16 protein-coding genes are annotated in these 18,914 nt (G+C 59.7%); 10 read left to right on the plus strand and 6 right to left on the minus strand.

Going from position 1 to position 18,914, the window contains the following annotated elements; translation table 11 throughout:
* Nucleotides 1-19 precede the first annotated feature (19 nt).
* Nucleotides 20-487, minus strand: coding sequence for a DUF4188 domain-containing protein (locus tag SJQ66_RS20850; RefSeq protein WP_024902274.1), 468 nt, complete (start codon nucleotides 485-487; stop codon nucleotides 20-22).
* A 292-nt stretch (nucleotides 488-779) separates the two neighbouring features.
* Here SJQ66_RS20850 and SJQ66_RS20855 point away from each other — a divergent pair, with 292 nt between their 5' ends.
* On the plus strand, nucleotides 780-1,472 hold the full coding sequence (locus SJQ66_RS20855; protein ID WP_024902275.1) for a TetR/AcrR family transcriptional regulator: 693 nt from the start codon (nucleotides 780-782) through the stop codon (nucleotides 1,470-1,472).
* A 121-nt stretch (nucleotides 1,473-1,593) separates the two neighbouring features.
* Here SJQ66_RS20855 and SJQ66_RS20860 read toward each other — a convergent pair whose 3' ends face one another.
* The gene (locus tag SJQ66_RS20860) at nucleotides 1,594-2,940 is read right to left on the minus strand and encodes an MFS transporter (RefSeq protein ID WP_024902276.1); all 1,347 of its coding nucleotides are present in this window, start codon (nucleotides 2,938-2,940) and stop codon (nucleotides 1,594-1,596) included.
* A gap of 128 nt (nucleotides 2,941-3,068) precedes the next feature.
* Complete coding sequence (locus SJQ66_RS20865; RefSeq protein ID WP_320535244.1) at nucleotides 3,069-3,803, minus strand: EthD family reductase; 735 nt, start codon at nucleotides 3,801-3,803, stop codon at nucleotides 3,069-3,071.
* A 250-nt stretch (nucleotides 3,804-4,053) separates the two neighbouring features.
* On the opposite strand from SJQ66_RS20865, the gene SJQ66_RS20870 reads away from it, so the two are divergent.
* The 9 genes from SJQ66_RS20870 to SJQ66_RS20910 all read left to right on the plus strand — a co-directional run bounded on the left by SJQ66_RS20870 (nucleotide 4,054) and on the right by SJQ66_RS20910 (nucleotide 14,665).
* Nucleotides 4,054-4,944 (plus strand): HpcH/HpaI aldolase family protein, encoded by an 891-nt coding sequence (locus SJQ66_RS20870; protein WP_253462913.1) that lies wholly within the window; start codon nucleotides 4,054-4,056, stop codon nucleotides 4,942-4,944.
* Nucleotides 4,941-6,482 carry an FAD-binding oxidoreductase gene (locus SJQ66_RS20875; protein WP_024902279.1) on the plus strand — a complete coding sequence of 514 codons (1,542 nt, stop codon included), beginning with the start codon at nucleotides 4,941-4,943 and terminating at the stop codon, nucleotides 6,480-6,482. The genes SJQ66_RS20870 and SJQ66_RS20875 overlap by 4 nt, the downstream gene beginning before the upstream one ends.
* Complete coding sequence (locus SJQ66_RS20880) at nucleotides 6,476-7,495, plus strand: ABC transporter permease (RefSeq protein WP_036007960.1); 1,020 nt, start codon at nucleotides 6,476-6,478, stop codon at nucleotides 7,493-7,495. The genes SJQ66_RS20875 and SJQ66_RS20880 overlap by 7 nt, the downstream gene beginning before the upstream one ends.
* Before the next feature lie 15 nt (nucleotides 7,496-7,510).
* Entirely contained in the window at nucleotides 7,511-7,822 is a 312-nt protein-coding gene (locus SJQ66_RS20885) for a hypothetical protein (protein ID WP_320535245.1), read from the plus strand.
* Nucleotides 7,770-8,573 carry an ABC transporter permease gene (locus tag SJQ66_RS20890; RefSeq protein ID WP_320535246.1) on the plus strand — a complete coding sequence of 268 codons (804 nt, stop codon included), beginning with the start codon at nucleotides 7,770-7,772 and terminating at the stop codon, nucleotides 8,571-8,573. The genes SJQ66_RS20885 and SJQ66_RS20890 overlap by 53 nt, the downstream gene beginning before the upstream one ends.
* Nucleotides 8,570-10,486, plus strand: coding sequence for a dipeptide ABC transporter ATP-binding protein (locus SJQ66_RS20895; protein ID WP_024902282.1), 1,917 nt, complete (start codon nucleotides 8,570-8,572; stop codon nucleotides 10,484-10,486). Before SJQ66_RS20890 ends, SJQ66_RS20895 begins: the two co-directional genes overlap by 4 nt.
* Before the next feature lie 79 nt (nucleotides 10,487-10,565).
* Nucleotides 10,566-11,288 carry a GntR family transcriptional regulator gene (locus tag SJQ66_RS20900; protein WP_024902283.1) on the plus strand — a complete coding sequence of 241 codons (723 nt, stop codon included), beginning with the start codon at nucleotides 10,566-10,568 and terminating at the stop codon, nucleotides 11,286-11,288.
* Nucleotides 11,289-11,850: 562 nt separating this feature from the next.
* On the plus strand, nucleotides 11,851-12,996 hold the full coding sequence (locus tag SJQ66_RS20905) for a porin (protein ID WP_320535247.1): 1,146 nt from the start codon (nucleotides 11,851-11,853) through the stop codon (nucleotides 12,994-12,996).
* Between the two features lie 118 nt (nucleotides 12,997-13,114).
* A complete protein-coding gene (locus SJQ66_RS20910) occupies nucleotides 13,115-14,665 on the plus strand; it encodes an ABC transporter substrate-binding protein (protein WP_320535248.1) in 1,551 nt (516 codons plus the stop codon).
* Nucleotides 14,666-14,799: 134 nt separating this feature from the next.
* On the opposite strand, the gene SJQ66_RS20915 is transcribed toward SJQ66_RS20910, so the two are convergent.
* The 3 genes from SJQ66_RS20915 to SJQ66_RS20925 form a co-directional block, all read right to left on the minus strand.
* Complete coding sequence (locus tag SJQ66_RS20915; RefSeq protein ID WP_024902287.1) at nucleotides 14,800-16,062, minus strand: amidase family protein; 1,263 nt, start codon at nucleotides 16,060-16,062, stop codon at nucleotides 14,800-14,802.
* Nucleotides 16,063-16,249: 187 nt separating this feature from the next.
* A complete protein-coding gene (locus SJQ66_RS20920) occupies nucleotides 16,250-17,476 on the minus strand; it encodes a porin (RefSeq protein WP_320535249.1) in 1,227 nt (408 codons plus the stop codon).
* 147 nt (nucleotides 17,477-17,623) lie between these two features.
* Nucleotides 17,624-18,796, minus strand: coding sequence for a pyridoxal phosphate-dependent aminotransferase (locus SJQ66_RS20925; protein WP_320535250.1), 1,173 nt, complete (start codon nucleotides 18,794-18,796; stop codon nucleotides 17,624-17,626).
* Between the last annotated feature and the right edge of the window lie 118 nt (nucleotides 18,797-18,914).

The raw sequence follows: 18,914 nt of genomic DNA on the forward strand, positions 1-18,914 counted from the left end.
GGGCGACGCGCGGTATGCCTCAGTCGCCGCGCAGGCGACCTGCCGCCGATTGTCTGCCGCCTGTCGCTGGTTGCAGGACGCCAACCTTTCCGAGGCCAAACGGCGGCATGTTGACGTAGATATTCTCATGTCGACCTGGCGACACCATATAGGTTTCATGCCAGATGCCGACTGATCCGTCCGTTCCAATCGCCTTGTTGAAGGCCTGCCAGGCGGGTAAATGGGCGGCTTTGCGATCTTTGGCATAGGCCAGCAGTTGCTCCCTCGAACGCCAGTATTGCACCATGATCGTGGTGCGGCCCAACCACATCTCCGCGTGCAGGAAACCCAACTCGGGTTGACGCGAGAGCTCTTTGATCATCCGCGGCATGGCTGCCGTGACCGGTAGCCATTTGTGTACTTTAAGAGGCGCATTGATGCGCATGCCAATTAAAAACACCACAAAATCGCCCTCGAATCGGGCTGTGACGCGCGCTTTATTCATCATGGCGACCTGACCTCTGAAAAGAGTATTGCGTACCCCCTTGTGTGCGCGCTGGACAGTATTCGTGCAAGCCGGCGAGGGTAGTGACGCTGTAATGTTGGTGACTTGCGCCCTTTGGGGATATACCGCCAGAAATTCCGACAATGGACGTAAGGCGAGAAAGCTGCCATGCGTGGCAGATCCTATGGAATAGGCATTTGGCGATCTATGTTGACAGTGACAATATTAAGATTAGATAGGCTTTTGTGGCGCGTCAAGCTAAAATTGACGATGTCAATATGTAAGGTGGAGAAGCGTGAACAAACCGACACAGGGGATGATCGCCACCAAGCGACGCGGATCAACCGAACGTCGTGAACGTCCTTATCACCATGGAGCGTTGCGCGAAGCGCTGCTGGAGGCCGCCGAGCGAATACTCGCAAGGGACGGCATCGACCAACTGACGTTGCGCGCGGCGGCGCGCGAAGCCGGCGCCTCTCATGCAGCACCAAAGAATCACTTCGAGAATGTTGCAGGACTGCTAAGCGAATTGGCGGCTGTCGGATTCCGACGATTCGAGCGACGTCTTCTCGATGCGGTGCAGGTTGCGGAGACGGTGGAAGAAAAACTGGCGGCACTGGGGCGAGCGTATGTCGCGTTTGCGATCGATCATCCCGGGCTGTTTGTTCTGATGTTCCGTAGCGAACGCCTCGATTTGCAGAGGCCAAGCCTGAGTGCGGCGATGACCGCGGCATCGTCGGTGCTTCGTGATGCGGTGGATGCACACCCCACGGTCGATGGCACTTTGCCGATAGATCGGGCAGCACGACTGGTTACCGCATGGTCACTTGCTCACGGGTTCGCGATGCTGAAAATCGATGGCCGGCTAGACGTCATCACCGAGAGCCTGCCCGACCGTGGGGAGGCGATGATGTTGCTCGATACGATCCTTGCAGCGGGGGGCGGACGCTTGTCAAACGCACCCGTCGGCAACGGCAAAGCGCGTTAAGCGGCAAGACGTTTCCATGCGCATGTGCCGTGGACCGCGGGTACCATGTGGTGCTATCAACAGGGTCGATGTCATGTCCGCAGCCAACCGAGCGCGTGAGAAATGCGTCGCGTATGCGATATCAACCACGCTGCAACGCTGCAACGGCGGTGGCTTCTTCGTCGCTTGCCTTTCGTGGCGGAACGATTGACGTCGCGATGCCGGCGCAGACCGCGGCCGCGGCGAAAATATAGAAGTTCCATGCAACGTTGATTTCCTGGCGCAGGATAAAACCTCCGACCAGCGGGCCCGCCATCGCGCCAAAGCGACCGACGCCGGCCGCCCAACCCGTGGCGGTTCCTCGCGCATGGGGCGCGTAGTAATTCGCGATCAGCCCGAGCTGTACCATTGCAACGCCGCCGGTACCTAGGCCGGCAAGGGCTATCAGGCAATACGTCACGATCATCCCGCTTTTCATCGATAGCGCGATGAGGCAGGCAGCGCCGAATGTATAGGTCAGCAGGACGGATTTGCGTGGCCCGAACCGGTCGGCGTATCGGCCAATCAGGATGCCGCCGATTCCCGAGCCCAGCATGAACGTCGCCAGGAACGCCAGGCTTGACCCCAAGTTATAGCCCATCTGACGCATGATCTGGGGCAACCAGGTGCCGATCCCATAGAGATTCAGAACGGCGGCAATTTGCGCAATCCAGAAAGACGTGGTGGCGAAGAAGTTGCCTGACAGAAATATCTCGCGGAACAAGCGGCCAATCGTTGGTTTGTCGGCTTCCGCATGGTTAGATGCCACCAGCGACTCCAACGACAGTCCGTGATGCCTGGCGATCTCACGCGCCTCGGTCACGCGGCCGCGCGAGATCAGATGGAGCGGCGATTCCGGCAGCAAGCGCAACAACACCGGCAAGTACAACAGTGGCAGGCCGCCTACTGCGATGACGAAGCGCCATGTGTACTTTTCCATGAAAAACAGCGCCACGAGCGCCGACAGCAAAGCACCGACGAAATAGCCTGAATACATCAAGGCAAAATTGAAGTTCTTGCGTTCAGGGGACGAGAATTCGACGGTCAAGGCGGCGCTGACCGAGATGACACCACCAAGGCCGAGCCCCCCAACGCCGCGCGCCAGTGTGAAGAATAACGGGCTCGGCGCCAGCGCGGACACCACCATCGACAGTGAGAACAGCGTAACGCAGCCGATCAACAATGGCTTGCGTCCGGCGAAGTCGCCGATGACGCTGATCAGATAGCAGCCGATCAACGTACCGAATAACGCCGCGCTACTCATTGCGCCAATTTCGGCCGGCCCCAATTGCCACGGACCATAATGCATCAACGCCGGAACGATGGCACCCATTACGGCGGAATCATAACCTTCGGTCACGATCACGCCGAAACAGAGGGCAACGACGAGATTCCATTTTCCGCCAGAGCAGGTCACCGAGCTCGACATACTGTTATTTGCATGTGCCATCTGTCTGCCCTTTGCATCTTTATTGCAGGAATGAACGACAATAGAGGGCTGAAAAGGCAGGGTCAAATGGTTCACAAAAATACCGGCATTGAAGGGGATTCATGGCGCGCTGCAGCAGCATCTAAAAATCACGCGCTGTAGACACGCCCCACACTGTGCATCGGGAAGTGGTGATTTGCGCCTTGATAGGGCGGAAATTCTTTGAAGTCGGCTCGCATCTGATGACGCACCGGCGAGGCCAGCGCCGCATCGAGCGCCGCTGGTGAATCGAAGACAACCTTGTTTCGCTGCATCGGCGTGACAAAGGCCACGTCCAAGGTATTGCAACTGTCCATGCGAGAGTAGATCTCGATCTCGCGGATACCTGGGAAGCGGGCCATGATCGGCGGATGGCTGTCGATGTAATGCCGCAGCCAGGCGTTCATATCGTCGGCTGGTCCCTCATAGCTGACCATATAAGTGCATTGTGCCGGTGCACCGGGGGCCGTGTTGCCGGTTGCCGGTTCGGGTACGCCATAACGCCGGACGGCCATCGTCTGCTGGACCCATGCATGTCCATCGAGACCGAATGTGCCTGCTCGCTTCAGTATGGTCGCAATCGGACCACCGTCGCGACATGCCGCTTCCAGGCGGTCGAGGTCATCGAAATACCATTGCAGTGTGCATGCAGGGGGTATCTCGTTGTGAAGATAAGGATCATTCGCGCCGCCTTGCACCGGCGTGTGCACAATCAGTTTCAGCAAACCCGGCACGCCGCCGGATATTTCCGAAACCGCGCGATGCAACGCCGTGGCATCCATGACAGTGGTCGCGCCGTTGGAATCGTTACTTGGTCGCGCCTCCAGGAACAAGCAGCATTGCATTGCCTTCTCCGTGATCAGTGAAATAACGAGAGTGATGTTAAACGGAATTCAGAATGTTTTCCATGTCGGGGGTATTGTCTTGCGTGCGTTCGATCCGCTAAAAACGCAGGGAAAGACTTGACGCTGGATTTTGATGCGAATAATCTGAATTCAGAATGTATATTTCAAATGGATGGCACTGTGCTTAGGCCAACCTGTTCGCGCTTGCACGCGGCATGCGGTGAGGCATGGTCAATACAGGAAGTTGTCGATGCACAGCGATGTGATGCGGCCTCCGATGTCGCTTCAACAGTTGTTTGATCTGATGCCCGCCGGCGGGACCGTTTTGTCGGCAGGCGGCACGGCGGGGGCAGGCGCCGCGCTTACCCCGTTGATGCGCCCGATCTCATGCGCCTGGTTCATGCTCGGTAGTGCCGCCATGGTGGAAATCGGATTGACCGCACATCCGGATTGCATCGTTCTCGATCGTCAGCACGGGCTATGGGAGCGGACGGCGCTGGAGGCGGCCGTCGGTATCGCGCGCCATCGCGTGCCCGTGGTCGTCCGCGTCGCGGACTATACGCCGGGGGCGATTTCGGAGGCACTGGATGCGGGCGCGTGTTCGGTGCTGGTGCCAATGGTCGAGACCATCGAACAGGCCGAGGCCGCAGTCCGTGCATCGCGGTATCCGCCGGTCGGCACGCGCTCGGCAGGCGGTGTGCGACCGCTGCTGGGGGGCACGCGGATGATGCGTGACGATGGCGTGTGGTCTTCGGTGGGAGCAATGATCGAAACCCGGTACGGTGTCGAGAATGTCGAGGCCATTGCCGCGGTGTCGGGGCTCGGCTATCTCTTTATCGGTACCGGCGATCTGGCGATGTCGCATGGCGACTATCGCGATCTCGATCAGGGTGATCGGCCGGAACTGCAGTCGCGCGTTGAAGCGGATTGCCTGCGGGTGCTTCGCGCCGCCCATGCCCATGGCAAGCCATGCGGTATTTTTACGACACGCCTCGATGATGCTGTGGCCAAATGGCGTGCGGGTTTCGACTGGGTCGTCGCGTGCAGTGATATCGATGCCGCGCGCAAGGGCATGTCCCAGGCGTGCGCGGCGATGCAGGATGCGCGCGACGCCACAGACGCCGCTGGAGCGTTGCGATGACGCATGTTGACAAGACCACGGTGGCGGTTTTTCCCGGTGCAGGACGTGAACGGTTGGATGGTGCGTCAACCCCGTTGGATGCCGCGATGCAGGCGCATGCCGGTACCGCGGCTTTTTCCGACATATTGATCAACGCTTTCGGCGTGGATGAAGTGACGTCGGGCAGTGCGCTCGGAAGCCGACGTTTTCGGGATTGGAGCGATACGCACGGTGTCGCGCCCATCGCGGTATTAAGGCCTCGCTCGGTGGACAGCTTGTCCAGGATGTTGGCGTTTTGCCATGCACATGATCAGAAAGTAGTGACGCAGGGGGGGTTAAGCGGCCTGGCGGGTGGGGCGAATATCCTGGGCGGTGAAGTGGCGCTGAGCCTCGAGCGGATGCAAGCCATCGAGGAAATAGATACGGTATCCGCCACGATTCAGGTACAGGCTGGCGCGATCTTGCAACGTGTCCAGGAGGCGGCGGAGGCGGCCGGCATGTTGATGCCGCTTGATCTTGGCGCGCGTGGCAGTTGCACGATAGGCGGCAACCTCGCGACCAACGCCGGTGGAAACCGTGTCATTAAATACGGCATGGCGCGCGAAAGCGTGCTGGGTCTGGAGGCCGTGTTCGCCGATGGCACCATCGTCTCCGATCTGCACAAGATGGTGAAGAACAACAGCGGCTACGACTTGAAGCAGCTGCTGATCGGCAGTGAAGGTACGCTGGCCGTCATTACGCGCGCCGTGCTACGGCTTGCACCGCGTCCGCGTGCGATTGCCACTGCCTGGTGCGGCTTGCCGAGCTTCGCGGCGGTGACCACTTTGCTGGCGCGCGCACGGTCGCACCTGAGCGGCGGCGTATCCGCCTTTGAAGTCATGTGGCCGAGCTATTACGATTTTGTCACGACGCGGGTATCGGGCCTCAAGGCGCCGTTGCACGGCGCACATGCGTTTCACGTGCTGTTGGAAAGCGAGGGCACGGACCCAGAGCGTCATGCGGAGGATGTCGAGGTCTTGCTTGCCGCATTGATGGACGAGGGCGTCATCGAGGACGCGGTGTTGGCGGCGTCGACATCGGACGCCGTGGCGTTATGGCGCGTACGGGACGCGACCGCGGAATTTCCGGTGCTGATGCCCGGTCTCATCGGCTTCGATATCAGTTTTCCCATCGTGGATCTGGAAGCAGTGGCGGCGGAATGCGCGGCGGCATTGCAGATGCGCTGGCCAGACATCACGACGCTGTTCTACGGCCATCTTGGCGACGGCAACCTGCATGTGATCGCGCATCATCCGGCGCCACCGCCCGGATTGGAGCAGGCGGTGGATGCCATGGTCTACGACATCACGCGTCGTTGGCGCGGGGCCGTGTCCGCGGAGCACGGGATCGGGAGGAAGAAGCGCGGCTATCTCGGCCATACACGGGATGCGGGCGCCATGGCCGCGATGCTCGCCATCAAGCGCGCCATCGATCCGCGCAATATATTAAACCCCGGCAAGGTCATCGCGCTGCCGGAAAGCGGTACATCCGCGGCAACATCGGGAGGTGCTTCATGCTGACGCTCGTCACCTCGGTGTTGTCACGCCGCTTGATGTCCGCCATTCCGACGTTGATCGCGCTGGCACTGATCGTCTTCGTCGTGCTGCGCCTGATTCCGGCCGATCCCCTTGGGATGATGCTGCCGCCAAACGCAACGCCGGCCGACGCCGCGGCGCTACGCCACCAATTGGGGCTCGATCAACCCATCCCGAATCAATTCGGTATCTGGCTTTGGCGCGCCGTCCACGGCGACATGGGGTCGTCCATTTCGTTCCAGCAGCCGGTCAGCACCCTGATCAGCGCGACGCTGCCGGCCACGTTGGAGCTCTGTTTGACGGCGCTCTTGGTATCGCTGCTTATCAGTATTCCGGGTGGGGTCCTGGCGTACTCGGTGACCGGTGGCCGGGGAGAGGCCCCGGTCAGCGTCGGTGTGGTGGTAATGCAGTCCGTGCCGTCGTTCCTGTGGGCATTGTTGTTGATCGCGCTGCTCGGCGTATATCTGCCGATCCTGCCGTTTTCGGGGCGACTGGGAGATGGTTTGCCAATGCCCCACACAACGGGCTTTCTACTGATTGATTTCCTGTTGCAGGCCAATCCGCGTGCATGGTGGAGTGCGGCTCAGCATCTCGTATTGCCATCGCTGTCGCTGGCTTTCGGTTTCGCGCCCTTGGTGATTCGCGTCTTGCGATCAAGCTTGCTGGATCAGCGTAACGAATCGTATGTCGGGGTCTTGCGGCTGCGCGGCGTCAGCGAGCAACGCATCTTATGGGGCCATATGTTGAAGAACGCGGCGCTGCCTGCATTGACGATGATCGGTGTTCAGTTTGGTTTTCTGTTCGGCGGTGCGTTGCTGGTGGAGATGATCTTCGGCTTTCCGGGAATCGGCAACCTGATGATCCAAGCGGTTCGAGCGAACGATCTACCGCTGATCCAAGGTATCGCGATGGTGTTCTGCGTGCTGATGCTGGTGATCAACGCGGTGGTCGACGCGCTTTACCTGATGATGAATCCGCGTCTACGCAAGCGCGCCTGAGTGTCCGAGATCTCGATGAACAGTACCCCTCTGCGTCCCAATCCGACCATGCAAGAAGGCCCTACCCCGGTTGCGCACACGCCGTCTGCGCTGAAGTCGACGCAGCCGTCGTCGATCCCCCCCCGACGCTGTCGGTGCCGACGTCGACAGCGCACCGTCCGGGAAGGGCGTACCGGCACCGACCGGACGGGTCGAGGGGCCGCGAGCCTCGGAACGCAAGCACGCGTGGCTGCATCGGATACGTGGCTTCAACCTGTGGATTGGTGGCGCCATCGTGCTGTTCGTCGTGGTCTGCGCGATTTTCGCGCCGTTGATCGCGCCACATGATCCGCTCGACCAGGATCTGTTGCACATGCTGACGCCGCCAGCATGGACCGCGGACGGCGACGCGGCGTTTCCGCTTGGCACCGACAGCCTGGGCCGCGATGTGCTCTCCCGGCTTCTCTACGGTGCCCGCGTGGCGTTGATGGTGGCCATCGTCGCATCCATCGGCGCGGCGCTGGTCGGCAGCACCCTCGCCATCCTGGCAGGCTATTTTGGCGGCAAGGTGGATCGTGTGATCAGTTATCTGGTGGATCTCTGGATGTCTTTTCCGCCGGTCGTGCTGTCGCTCGTGCTGATGGTCAGCCTGGGCGTTGGCATCCAGAACGTCATTTTGTCGATCGTGCTCGTGGACTGGACGCGTTTTTGCCGCGTCGTGCGTGCCGAAGTCATGGTTGTACGGCAACGCGATTACGTGCTGGCGGCGCAGTTACTGAACTTCACGCATATGCGCATCATGCTGCGCGAGATCCTGCCGGCTGCGTTGCCGTTGATCATTACCTTGATGTCGCTCCAAATGGGTGTGGCGATCACCGTGGAGGCCTTGCTCAGCTTTATCGGCTTGAGCGTGCCCGCCAATGTGACGGCATGGGGCGTGATGATCGCCGATGCACGTATCTCGATGCATGAGCAGATGAGCGGTCTCGTATTTCCCGTGCTGGCGATCGTGATAACGGTGCTCGGATGTAATCTGCTGGGCGACGGGCTGCGTGTCGCGTTGGACCCGCGCATGCGCGGACGCGGAGAGGAAGCATGACGATGCCTGTAACGCCTGACGCGGTATTGGATCTGCGGGAGGTCAGCCTTACCGCGCGGTTGGGTGGCACTCCGGTGGCCGCCTTGCGCAAGTTAACGCTGCAGATTGCGCCGGGACGTGTCCTGGGGATCGTCGGTGAATCCGGCGCGGGGAAAAGCATGCTCGCCCGGTTGATCTCCGGCTTGCTGCCGCCACGCTTCGATGTGACCGAGGGCACGATGCACTTCGCGGGGCGGGACATGCTGGCAATGCGTCCGCGTGAGCGCCGCGCGTTGCTGGGACGCCAAATCGCGTTTGTTCCGCAAGAGCCGTTGACCGCGCTCGATCCCTTGCTGACGATTGGTGATACGTTTGCCGAGCACCTGGCGCATATCGGCGTGCCGTCGGCGCAGCGCCGGCAGATGGCCCGGGACGCGTTGGCCGCCGTCGAATTGCCCGTCCCGGAGCAGATGCTCAAGCGCTATCCGCATCAGTTGTCGGGTGGCCAATGTCAACGTGTGCTGATCGCCATGGCGTTTGCCAGCAATCCCGCGCTGCTAATCGCCGATGAACCGACCACCGCTCTGGATGTGATCACGCAGACACGGGTGATGCGCCTGCTTGCCACGCAGCAACGCGAGCACGGCACGGCCGTATTGTTGATCACCCATGATCTCCGCCTTGCCGCGCACGTCTGCGACGATGTTGCCGTGATGTACGCCGGCGACCTCGTCGAGGTGGGCCCGGCGCGCGATGTCCTCGACAATCCACGTCACCCCTATACGCGTGCGCTGAAATACGCGACACCGGACCTGAACGGCCCGCGCCGGCGGCTACCAGTGTTGCCGAAGCAGATGCCGGGGCTGTCCGCGCTTGCGGGCATCACGGGTTGCCGTTTTGCATCGCGCTGTGGAGTGGGGGACGCGGCATGCAGTGAAGAGCGCGTCCTGCGCGTGGCGTCGAATGGGCATCGCGTGTCTTGCAGTGAAGCGTGTGAGTTCACGCCGGACGGGGCACTGGCGGTGGTGCCGTTGTCGGTGCCAGCCGTGCAGACCGGGGTCATGCCGGTGGCGGAGCTGTGCGAGGCGGCGCTGACCTATCGCACGCGGACTGGTTTGATCGGACGCACGGTCACCCAATTCGATGCGGTGAAGCCGCTGTCGTTGAAAATCCATCCGGGCGAATTCGTCGGCATTGTCGGTGAAAGCGGCAGTGGGAAGACCTCGGTCGCGCGCCTGTTGATGGGAATCGAGCAACCGACGAGCGGCCGCGTATTCATCGGTGGCCAGGATATGACGCATGGCACCGCGCAGACCATCCGGAAAGCACGGGAGCAGGTGCAGATCATTTTCCAGGATCCGCAATCGGCGTTGAACCCGCGACGACGAGTGGATGCGCTGTTGACGCAGGCCCTGGAGGCCGCGGGCCTGCCCAGGCAGGAAGCGGCGCAGCGCACGGCGAACGCGATGCGGGTGCATCGGGACGTTGGTTTGCCTGCGGATACGTTATATCGTTTTCCCTCGCAGTTGTCCGGGGGGCAGAAGCAGCGGGTCAATATCGGTCGGGCGCTCTGTGCTGCGCCACAACTGATCGTGGCCGACGAAATTGTCTCGGGGCTCGACGTCTCGGTGCAGGCCCAGATACTGAATCTCCTGCTGGCATTGGGGCGTGAACGCGGTATCGCCTTGCTGTTGATATCGCACGATCTCGCTGTCGTGCGGTATCTGTGCAGTCGCGTGCTGGTGATGCGGCGCGGGGAAGTCGTCGAGGAAGGGCCGACCGAGACTGTATTCACCGCGCCGCGGCACCCCTATACGAAGGCGTTGGTCGCGGCGGTTCCCAGTGACCGCCCTGACGCGAAGTGGCCACCGGAGGAAGACGAAGTGGATGGCATGGCCGCGATGCAGGGAACGGCTGAGGTGGTGGCTGCCTGACGGTATGCGCTGCGGGTAGTGCGAAGTGCGGGTGCGGACATGGCTATAATCGTCGGTCAGGTTCACTGAGGAGAGCAACATGGCAGGCGCCGACACGGCGAACGTCAAGCAACCGAAGCGCTCGGCGCTGCGGCAGACCACGTTAATGGAAACGGTGTACCAGGAAATCTTGCGACGCTTGCAACGTGGCCAGATCAGCCCGGACGACCGTGTGCTGGACTACGAGATCGCGAAGGAATTCGACTGCACCCGCATGCCGGTACGGCAGGCGTTATTGCGCCTTGTCAACGAAGGTTATCTGGTAGGCTCCACGCGGGGTTTCATGACACCGGTGCTCAGCGCCGAGGATGTGCGTGAGATATTCGAAGTGCGGCGTTTGCTCGAACCAAGTGCCGTCGCCTCGACGATTCCGGTCTTGCACGATGTGCAACGCGCCGGATTGGCCACTGCGTGTCGCGATGCGCGACGCGCTTATGAACGTGCCGATGTCGCGTTGATGTCCGAAGCGAATGTCGCGTTTCGCGGCATCTGGCTGGAGGGTGTAACGAATTCGCGACTGAAAAGCACCATCCTGCGATGGTCCGATCATTCTCAGCAAGTGCGGCGGGTGACGATGCAGAAGCCCGGTACGATGAAGCTGATCGCCGATGGGCTGCAAGCCATCCTGAAGGCATTCAACGATAGGGATACGGTGCAAGCGCGCGCCGCGGTACTGGCTTTTATCGACGATGCGGAACGCCAATATTTCCTCACTACCGAGGAAAATGATGCCGCGCGCAATGCGCAGGCACTGTTGCGTTAAACGGTTACACCATTTTCCCTTCTGTCTAGACGACGCTAGCGAGCCGAGCCGAGCCGGCTAGGCTCGGGTCCCGCGAGTTGCCCCGTGTAAAGAAACGTGTCCCGGAGCGCATTCGAGATGGCGTTCAAGAAAAAAAAACAAGGGAATACTGAATTTCTTTAGTCGAATAAGACGTTGTTTTTTAGATGCGAGGACAAGGCGGCTCACATCCACGATGCCATAAGCCAGCATGGTGAGAGGCTTTCATTGCGTATGAACGCAACCCGTCAAGATTGGTTTTAGCAAGAATTCATACTGTTTTTATAGTGAATTTCATGTAATGGAGGAGATTGCCCGCACGGGCGTCGACATCTTTCTCTTATCGATTACCCGTAAATGCCTAAACAATTTGATGTACTACTTGACGCCCTAATTTTCGACAAATAATCTGAATTCAGAATGTTTTATGAGCCTGCTCTGGCGATGAATATTCTGGCGCCGCGGACGACGCCCCCACGGAACGATGCTGCATTTCATCAATAAAGACTGTCGCGCGACGCGACCGACCATAACGGGAAAAACAGTGAAGACGCCCCTGATCAACATGCCCCGCCTGCACGCTTTTGCCCTGGCTTCCGTCACCTTGGTGGGTGCGGGCGCCGTGCATGCACAAAGCAATGTCACGCTTTACGGCATCATCGATAACGGCTTGACGTACTCCAGCAACCAGGGCGGTCATTCCGCATGGCAGATGCAAAGCGGTATTTCGCAGGGTAGCCGCTGGGGCATGATGGGCACCGAGGATCTGGGTGGCGGCATGGCGGCTATCTTCCGTCTGGAAAATGGCTTCAATGTTGATACCGGCGCGCTTGGGCAAGGTTCGCGGATGTTTGGCCGGGCGGCGTATGTAGGCTTGGCCAGCAAGCAATACGGTACATTGACGTTGGGTCGGCAGAATGAATTCATGGGCGATTACGTCGGCGCGTACGGTGGAAACGGCAACTGGGGCATTCTGATACCGCATGCGGGCGACCTCGACAACACGGGTATCGACTTCCGTGTAAACAATGCCGTGCGCTACGTCTCGCCGGTCATTGCCGGATTTACGTTTGCAGGGTTGTATAGCTTCGGCAACGTGGCGGGTGCGATGGGTACGAATGCGGTCGAGTCGTTCGGCATCAAATACGGCAATGGCCCGCTGAGCGTGGCAGCCGCGTACACGGCGATCGACCATCCGGCAACGGCCGTAAGCGAGGGAGTATGGACGTCCGCGAATCCGATCGACGGCAATTACGGCATTGCCGCCAAACACTATCGCTCGACGGGTATCTCGGCGCAATATGTCTTCGGTCAAGCCAAGGTGGCCGCGGTCTACACGAACACGCGATTTTCCTCGTTGGACCCCACGCTGGGTGCGCGCATCAGCGGTTCCGTTACCTTCAATATCGGCGAACTGCTCGCCGCATACAACGTAACGCCCCCACTGCAACTGGGTGCGGCCTATAGCTATACGCAAGGCAGCGTCTCGCAGACCGGCGCGACGCCCAAGTATCACATCCTGGGCGGCATCGCGGATTACTTCCTGTCCAAGCGTACAGACGTCTATCTGCAATCGACGTGGATGCATGCCGCGGGCGATGCGACCGTTGCGGCGTTGGCACCGGTGGAAGCCGCGTCGAGCAGCGTCAATCAGGTCATCGTGCGCGTGGGCCTGCGCACGAAGTTCTGATCGACGCCTGACATCTTGCGCGCGCGTGAGGCATCCGAGGTGAAGCATACCGGGGTGCACGTCCGCGTTTTCTTCATCCACATAGTGCACTGATTGTGTTTGATCAGCGGGAGAATTGATGGAAAAGTTTGACATTGATGCACGTCGTCGCAGTCTGCTTCTCGCGACGCTGGCGAGCGGCGTCATGTTGCCGCTGGATTTTGCCCGAGCACAGCAACCGTCGGCTGGCGACGTCTTGAATATCGCCTATATTTCCGACGTGCCGGGATGGGACCCCACGGCGGTGACGGTGCCGCAGGCGCAGTCCATTTACACGACCGTATTTGATTCGCCACTGCGCTATTCGCCGAAGTTGGTGTTGCAGCCGCGCCAGATCAAGTCCTGGAAATGGCAGGACAAGAACGCGCAGCGACTGGAAGTGGAACTGCGTGACGACATCCTGTTTCACGACGGTTCGAAACTGACCACGGCCGATCTCAAATACAGCCTGCACGATCGTCCGGCTCAGGATAAGAAATTGGCGGTTGGCGGAATGTTCAACACGTTGCAGGACGTGGAAATCATTTCCTCCACGCGGGCGGTGATGGTGTACAACCGTCCAACGCCCACGGCTCCCATTTATTTTGCTTTTCTGGCCGGCTATATCATTCCGAAGGCCTATATCGAAAAGGTCGGGGCGGAAGCTTTCCAGGCGAAGCCGGTAGGCGCGGGTCCCTATCGAGTCGTCGGCTATGAACGCGGTTCACGAATCGTGCTGGAAGCCTTCGATAGGTATTGGGGCGGCGCGCCGGCCATCAAGAATGTAACGATTCAGATCACACCGGACCCGACGGCGCGTGTTGCGGCAATCGAGTCGGGCCGCGCGAGCGTGGCGGTGCAGATCCCGTTGCGTGAAACGATGCGACTGTCGAAGATGCCAGGCATTAAGACGAAGATCTATCCGTATAGCGAAATCTATATGCTGCGGATGCCAAACTATGTCAAACCCTTCGACGATATCAACGTACGGCAGGCAATGCATTACGCCATCGATACACAAGCGTTATCGAAGGCATTCTACGGCGGAGTGGCACGTCCTGTGTCGGTCGTCGCCGTGCCGGGTTCACCGGCCGACGTGCCTGGTTTTACGTTTCCTTACGATCCGAAGAAAGCCATCGAGGTGCTGGCGAAGTCCGGGTATGGTCCGAGCAAGCCCGTCAAGGTTCCGTTCCTGACGACCAACGGAACGTTCCCGAGTGACTACGACGTGGCGCGTGCGATTGTCGGTATGTGGCAGAAAGTGGGCATCGAAGCAGAGCTTACGCAGACGACGATGGCGCAGGTCATCGGGCAGATTCAGGCGACGAAAATGCCTGGCGTGCTGCTCTACAGCTGGGCGAATGCAACCGGAGATCCCGAAAACTATACGGGTCGCCTGCTCGATCCACGACTACGGTTCTCGGCGTGGAAAGATCCGGCGCTTGGACCGCGGATAGATGCGCTGATGACCGAAACCGACGAAGCAAAGCGGATGCAGGGATATCGCGACCTGAACAAGCAATCTTCAGAAGAGACATGGGTTGTTCCGCTGCTGCAGGCTGTCACCACTATCGCGTATCGGTCGAACGTCGAGGTAACCGTGTTCGACAGCGGTTATATCCTGCCGGTTGAATATAAGCGAAAGGGGTAGTCGCTATGATCGTACGGCGCATTTCAAGTGCACCGTGCGATGCGTGGCGACGGTGCAGGAACCAGGGGCGAGACATGGCGTGCGAGTGGCGATATTGCACAGGCGTTGCAGATAAATGCCGGCCTGTTCCTTGATCAACCGGCCCGGGCGGTGAGCCAACCGGGCACGGATATATGATCTGCAAGCGTGCGGTACGCGGTGAAAGCGTGGTTCCCCGTCGCGCGTGCCGGGTTCCGATTGGTCCACTGCGCCGCGGGATGGCGGGCAAACATGTCGTCGAACCAGCGCGCCGCCCCACATAGCCGAGCATCGTCACCATGTCGACCGATCAACTGCAATGCGTGGGGCCGGCCATCCGCCATGTCGAAAGGCAACGGCAGGGTCACCGCGGGATGGCCGCTGAGGTTAAAGACGCGGGTTAGCCTATCAATACCGATGTTACCGTCTCGGGCCGGTAGGGTTGGAAGGGCCAACACGTCGACATGCGTCAAGGCCTCGTCAACGGCAAGGCGGAAAGTGCGCGCCTGATGCAGCGCTTCGGATATGTCGACGAGCGTTGGAGTATCGATGCTGTCTTCATTGGCCCGACCCGCGAATTGGGCGATCAAACGGGCAGCCGCGGCCGCTTCCGCGATGCCGCACAAACGCACCGTGCGATTACGGGCCGGCGCCCCGGTGTACGTATCGAAATGCGGTTCGGGATGCGTGGACTGTGCCTGCAAAGCGTGGCGTCGGCAGGCGTCGATCAACAGGTCCTGCACCTTCGACCAATCTTTTGCGCCCAGATAGCCATTGTCTCTGGCGCTAGGCGCGCCGCCGCGCTGATCATCGCTGGCGAGCCATGCAACCCGTATCGGCTCACTGGGATGCATGGCTTGCGTTTCGTCAAATCGGTCATCCAAGGCGGCCGCCAGGTCGACCAGCGCCTGCATATCAGGCGCGAGCGCGCCGACGCAATACATCGGCAGGCCGACGTGCGATGCATACGTGGGTTTGAACCCGAAGATACCATGTAGCGCCGCGCCGACCCGTAGCCCACCGGTGAAATCCGCCGCCAACGCGCCCCGGACCCAGGCATTCGAGACCGCTGCCGCCGCGCCGAAGCCGGCATGCCCGACGCGGGTGTCCGCATGCCAGCCATTGTCCAGTACGCGTCTAACCGCCGGTGCATGCCTGTGCACACGATGACAGACACGAACAATGCGACGTGTGGCGATGTCGGTCGTCTCGTCGCGTGCCGCTTGATTTGGCCTCTTGGTAACACCGTTTCCGGCCATGCTGGAGATTGCATCCACGGCTCGCACCGTCTTTAAGCCAGCGACCGGGATCGTGTCTTCAATCGCGAGTGAGGGACCGTCGAGATCTCCTAACGCAAGAGGGCGAATGAATGCATTCATGGCGTCTTTGACTCTTCTGTATTGGGCGCGGTGGGGAGACGGCGCCGTGCAGTAGCACGTAAGAAGAGTGTCCGACGGGCGATAAAATCCGTCAAATCAATCGCAAAACAGTCGCATCATCAATCAGGTTGATGAGTAGCGATGTATGCGGGTTGGCGAGTACGCTTGTTGCCCGCCAACCGTTTTCTTAGAATTTCACGCGCAGCCCCGCTTCGAGAAACGCCTGCCGATTCGAACTGGACGCGCTCAACGCCGCGATGTTGGCTTTGGCGGATTGTCCGGTCGAGTCGGTACCGTTAGCAATTTGATACGATGCCAGCAGGTAGACGTCGGTCCGCTTGGATAGGAAATAGTCATACGACAATGACAGCGTATGGTAGTTTGAGCTGCCGACGGTGCCAACGCCGCTGCCATGGGTCAGGCTGTAGACGGCGCCGATAACGATATCGGGGCGCAGCATGTAGTCGAGGTTGATTTCGCCCGTATTGAAGGTGGCGGTCCCGTGCAAATGTAGCGGATTCGCCCCGGCACTGCTGTCGCCCAGTCCCTGAAACTGGACGTTCGAATAGTTGACGCCGATGATCAGTTTGCCGATCGTGTAATTCACCACTGCCCCGATGTCTTGATAAGTATGCGCTGACGCATAGCCGCTGTACACAGGATACGCGGTCATGTTGTTCGTCGTGGCGCCGTTGACATTTGTTGGCGTATTGGTAAAGAACGACTGGTTCGGATCGCGTACGTTCAAGTAGGCCGCACCGAGTTCGATAGGCCCTTGCTTATAGTTCGCGCCCACGGACCAAATCTGGTTACGCGTGAAATCACCGGCCTGATTACCCATTCCATACAGGGCGTTGCCGCTCAAACCATAGTACGTTTGCGACTGGTATTTGATGGCATTGTTGACGCGCTTGACGTTGTTGAAGTTGTCCAGGTCGCCCATATGCGCGGTGTTGCCGCCGCCGGTTTTCATCGAGGTGATCAGCGCGCCCACGCTATCCACCACCGAGTCGTATTGCCGTCCCAGTGTGATCGTCCCATATTGTGCGGACGACAGTCCGACGTAAGCGGTACGCCCGAACTCCAGTCCGCCTTGACCCGCGGTGCCGTTGCCCAGATTCAATCCATTTTCAAGGCGAAATACGGCCTTCAGGCCGTTACCAAGATCTTCGTCCCCGCGGAAACCCCATCGCGAGCCTTGCTTGACACCACTGGTCCCACCAATCAGCCGGCCACCTGCGTTGTTATTGGTATATTGGATGCCGTAATCCAGAATACCGTAGATCTGGACATTGCTTTGGGCATGTGCGGCCATGGTCATGCCGAGCGAGGTGGCGACCGACGCGGCGAGCGTCATCGCATATTTCTTCCGTAGCGGGCGGATGCGGCGAGAAGGAGCAAAGCGGAGCGTCATTTTTTTGGTCTCTTTGTGGAAGTGATTCGGAATGCGAAGTGACGAAACAAAGAGGCCTTCTGCTTTTCTGGCGAATGCCGTGGCCTCTGGTACGGCATATCGCGGAACCGCACCGTTCCTACCGGAGCGGCGCGACGTGCGACGTTTTTACCGCATTAACTGCGTGAAAAATGCATGCAGTCGTTCCATGGCGGTATGCAGGACCGCTTCCGTGCTGGCCGTGAAGCAGATACGCAGGAAGCCTTCACCCGCGGGCCCGTAGAAACTCCCCGCTTCCACGACCACATGTGCTTCGTCCAATAACCTGTCCGCGAGTGTCTGCGAATCCAGGCCGGTCGCACGGATGTCAGGAAACGCGTACATCGTGCCGTGTGGCACGGCGCAGCGCACACCGGGCATCGCGTTCAGCGCCTTGACAACGAGGTCGCGCTTGATCCGATCCGCCGCCACCATGTCTTCCACCAGTGCTTTGGGGCCCGTGATCGCGGCCAATGCGCCATGCTGGATAAAGGTGTTGACATGCGTGACATCGCTCGCTGTGATTTTCATCAAGGCGCCTATCGCTTCCTTCGGTGCACACAGATAGCCAATACGCCAGCCGTCCATCGCATAGCCTTTTGTAAAAGCGAATGTCGAAATGGTGCGCTCGGCCATGCCCGGCAACGCGCCGATGCTGACATGGGGTACCTCGCCATAAATATTGTCTTCGTAGACTTCGTCTGCAAGAATGACCAGATCATGCCGGATCGCGACGTCGGCAAGGGCCTGCAGTTCGTCGCGCGTGTGAACGCGTCCGGTCGGATTCGACGGATTCACCAGCACGATCACCCGCGTGCGTGGCGTGATGGCCGCTTCGATTGCCGGAATGTCAAAGGCGAAGTCGCGGTCCTTGTCAAGATCGACGATCACCGGTATCCCCCCGGCCATTTCAATCTTGCCGATATGTTGAGGATAGTAAGGTGCGAGCAGGATTACTTCGTCGCCGGCATCAAGCAAGGCAAAGAAAGCAGCGAATGAGGCGTGGGTCAGACCATTCGTCACCAGTACGGAATCGGCTTCAACTTCGAGCCCATTGCGTGTGCGTAGCTTGTGCGCCAACGCTTCGCGAAGCGCCGGCACGCCTTGCAGGTCGGTGTAATGAACCTCTCCCCGGAGTAGTGCATCGATGGTTGCCTGCTTGATCGGCTGCGGGGTATCGGCAATCGGTTTACCGAGTTCCAAATGGATCAGGTCGAGATCATTGCCAAAGCGCTTTGTCGCCTTGTCGTACATGCCGTAGTTTTTTTTCGACGTCTGGGTGATGCGTGTCGCGAATTTCATGGTGCTATTCCTGGTGTTACGTAAAAAGAGCGGCGGGACGGCGTTGATGGCCGACCCGGCGGTCCCCGCAGCACGCAGGCGAGGCCGATCGTCCTCGGCGCATTTGAATGGTGACCGG

It is taken from the genome of Robbsia andropogonis, assembly GCF_034047095.1.
Classification (GTDB): Bacteria; Pseudomonadota; Gammaproteobacteria; order Burkholderiales; family Burkholderiaceae; genus Robbsia; species Robbsia andropogonis.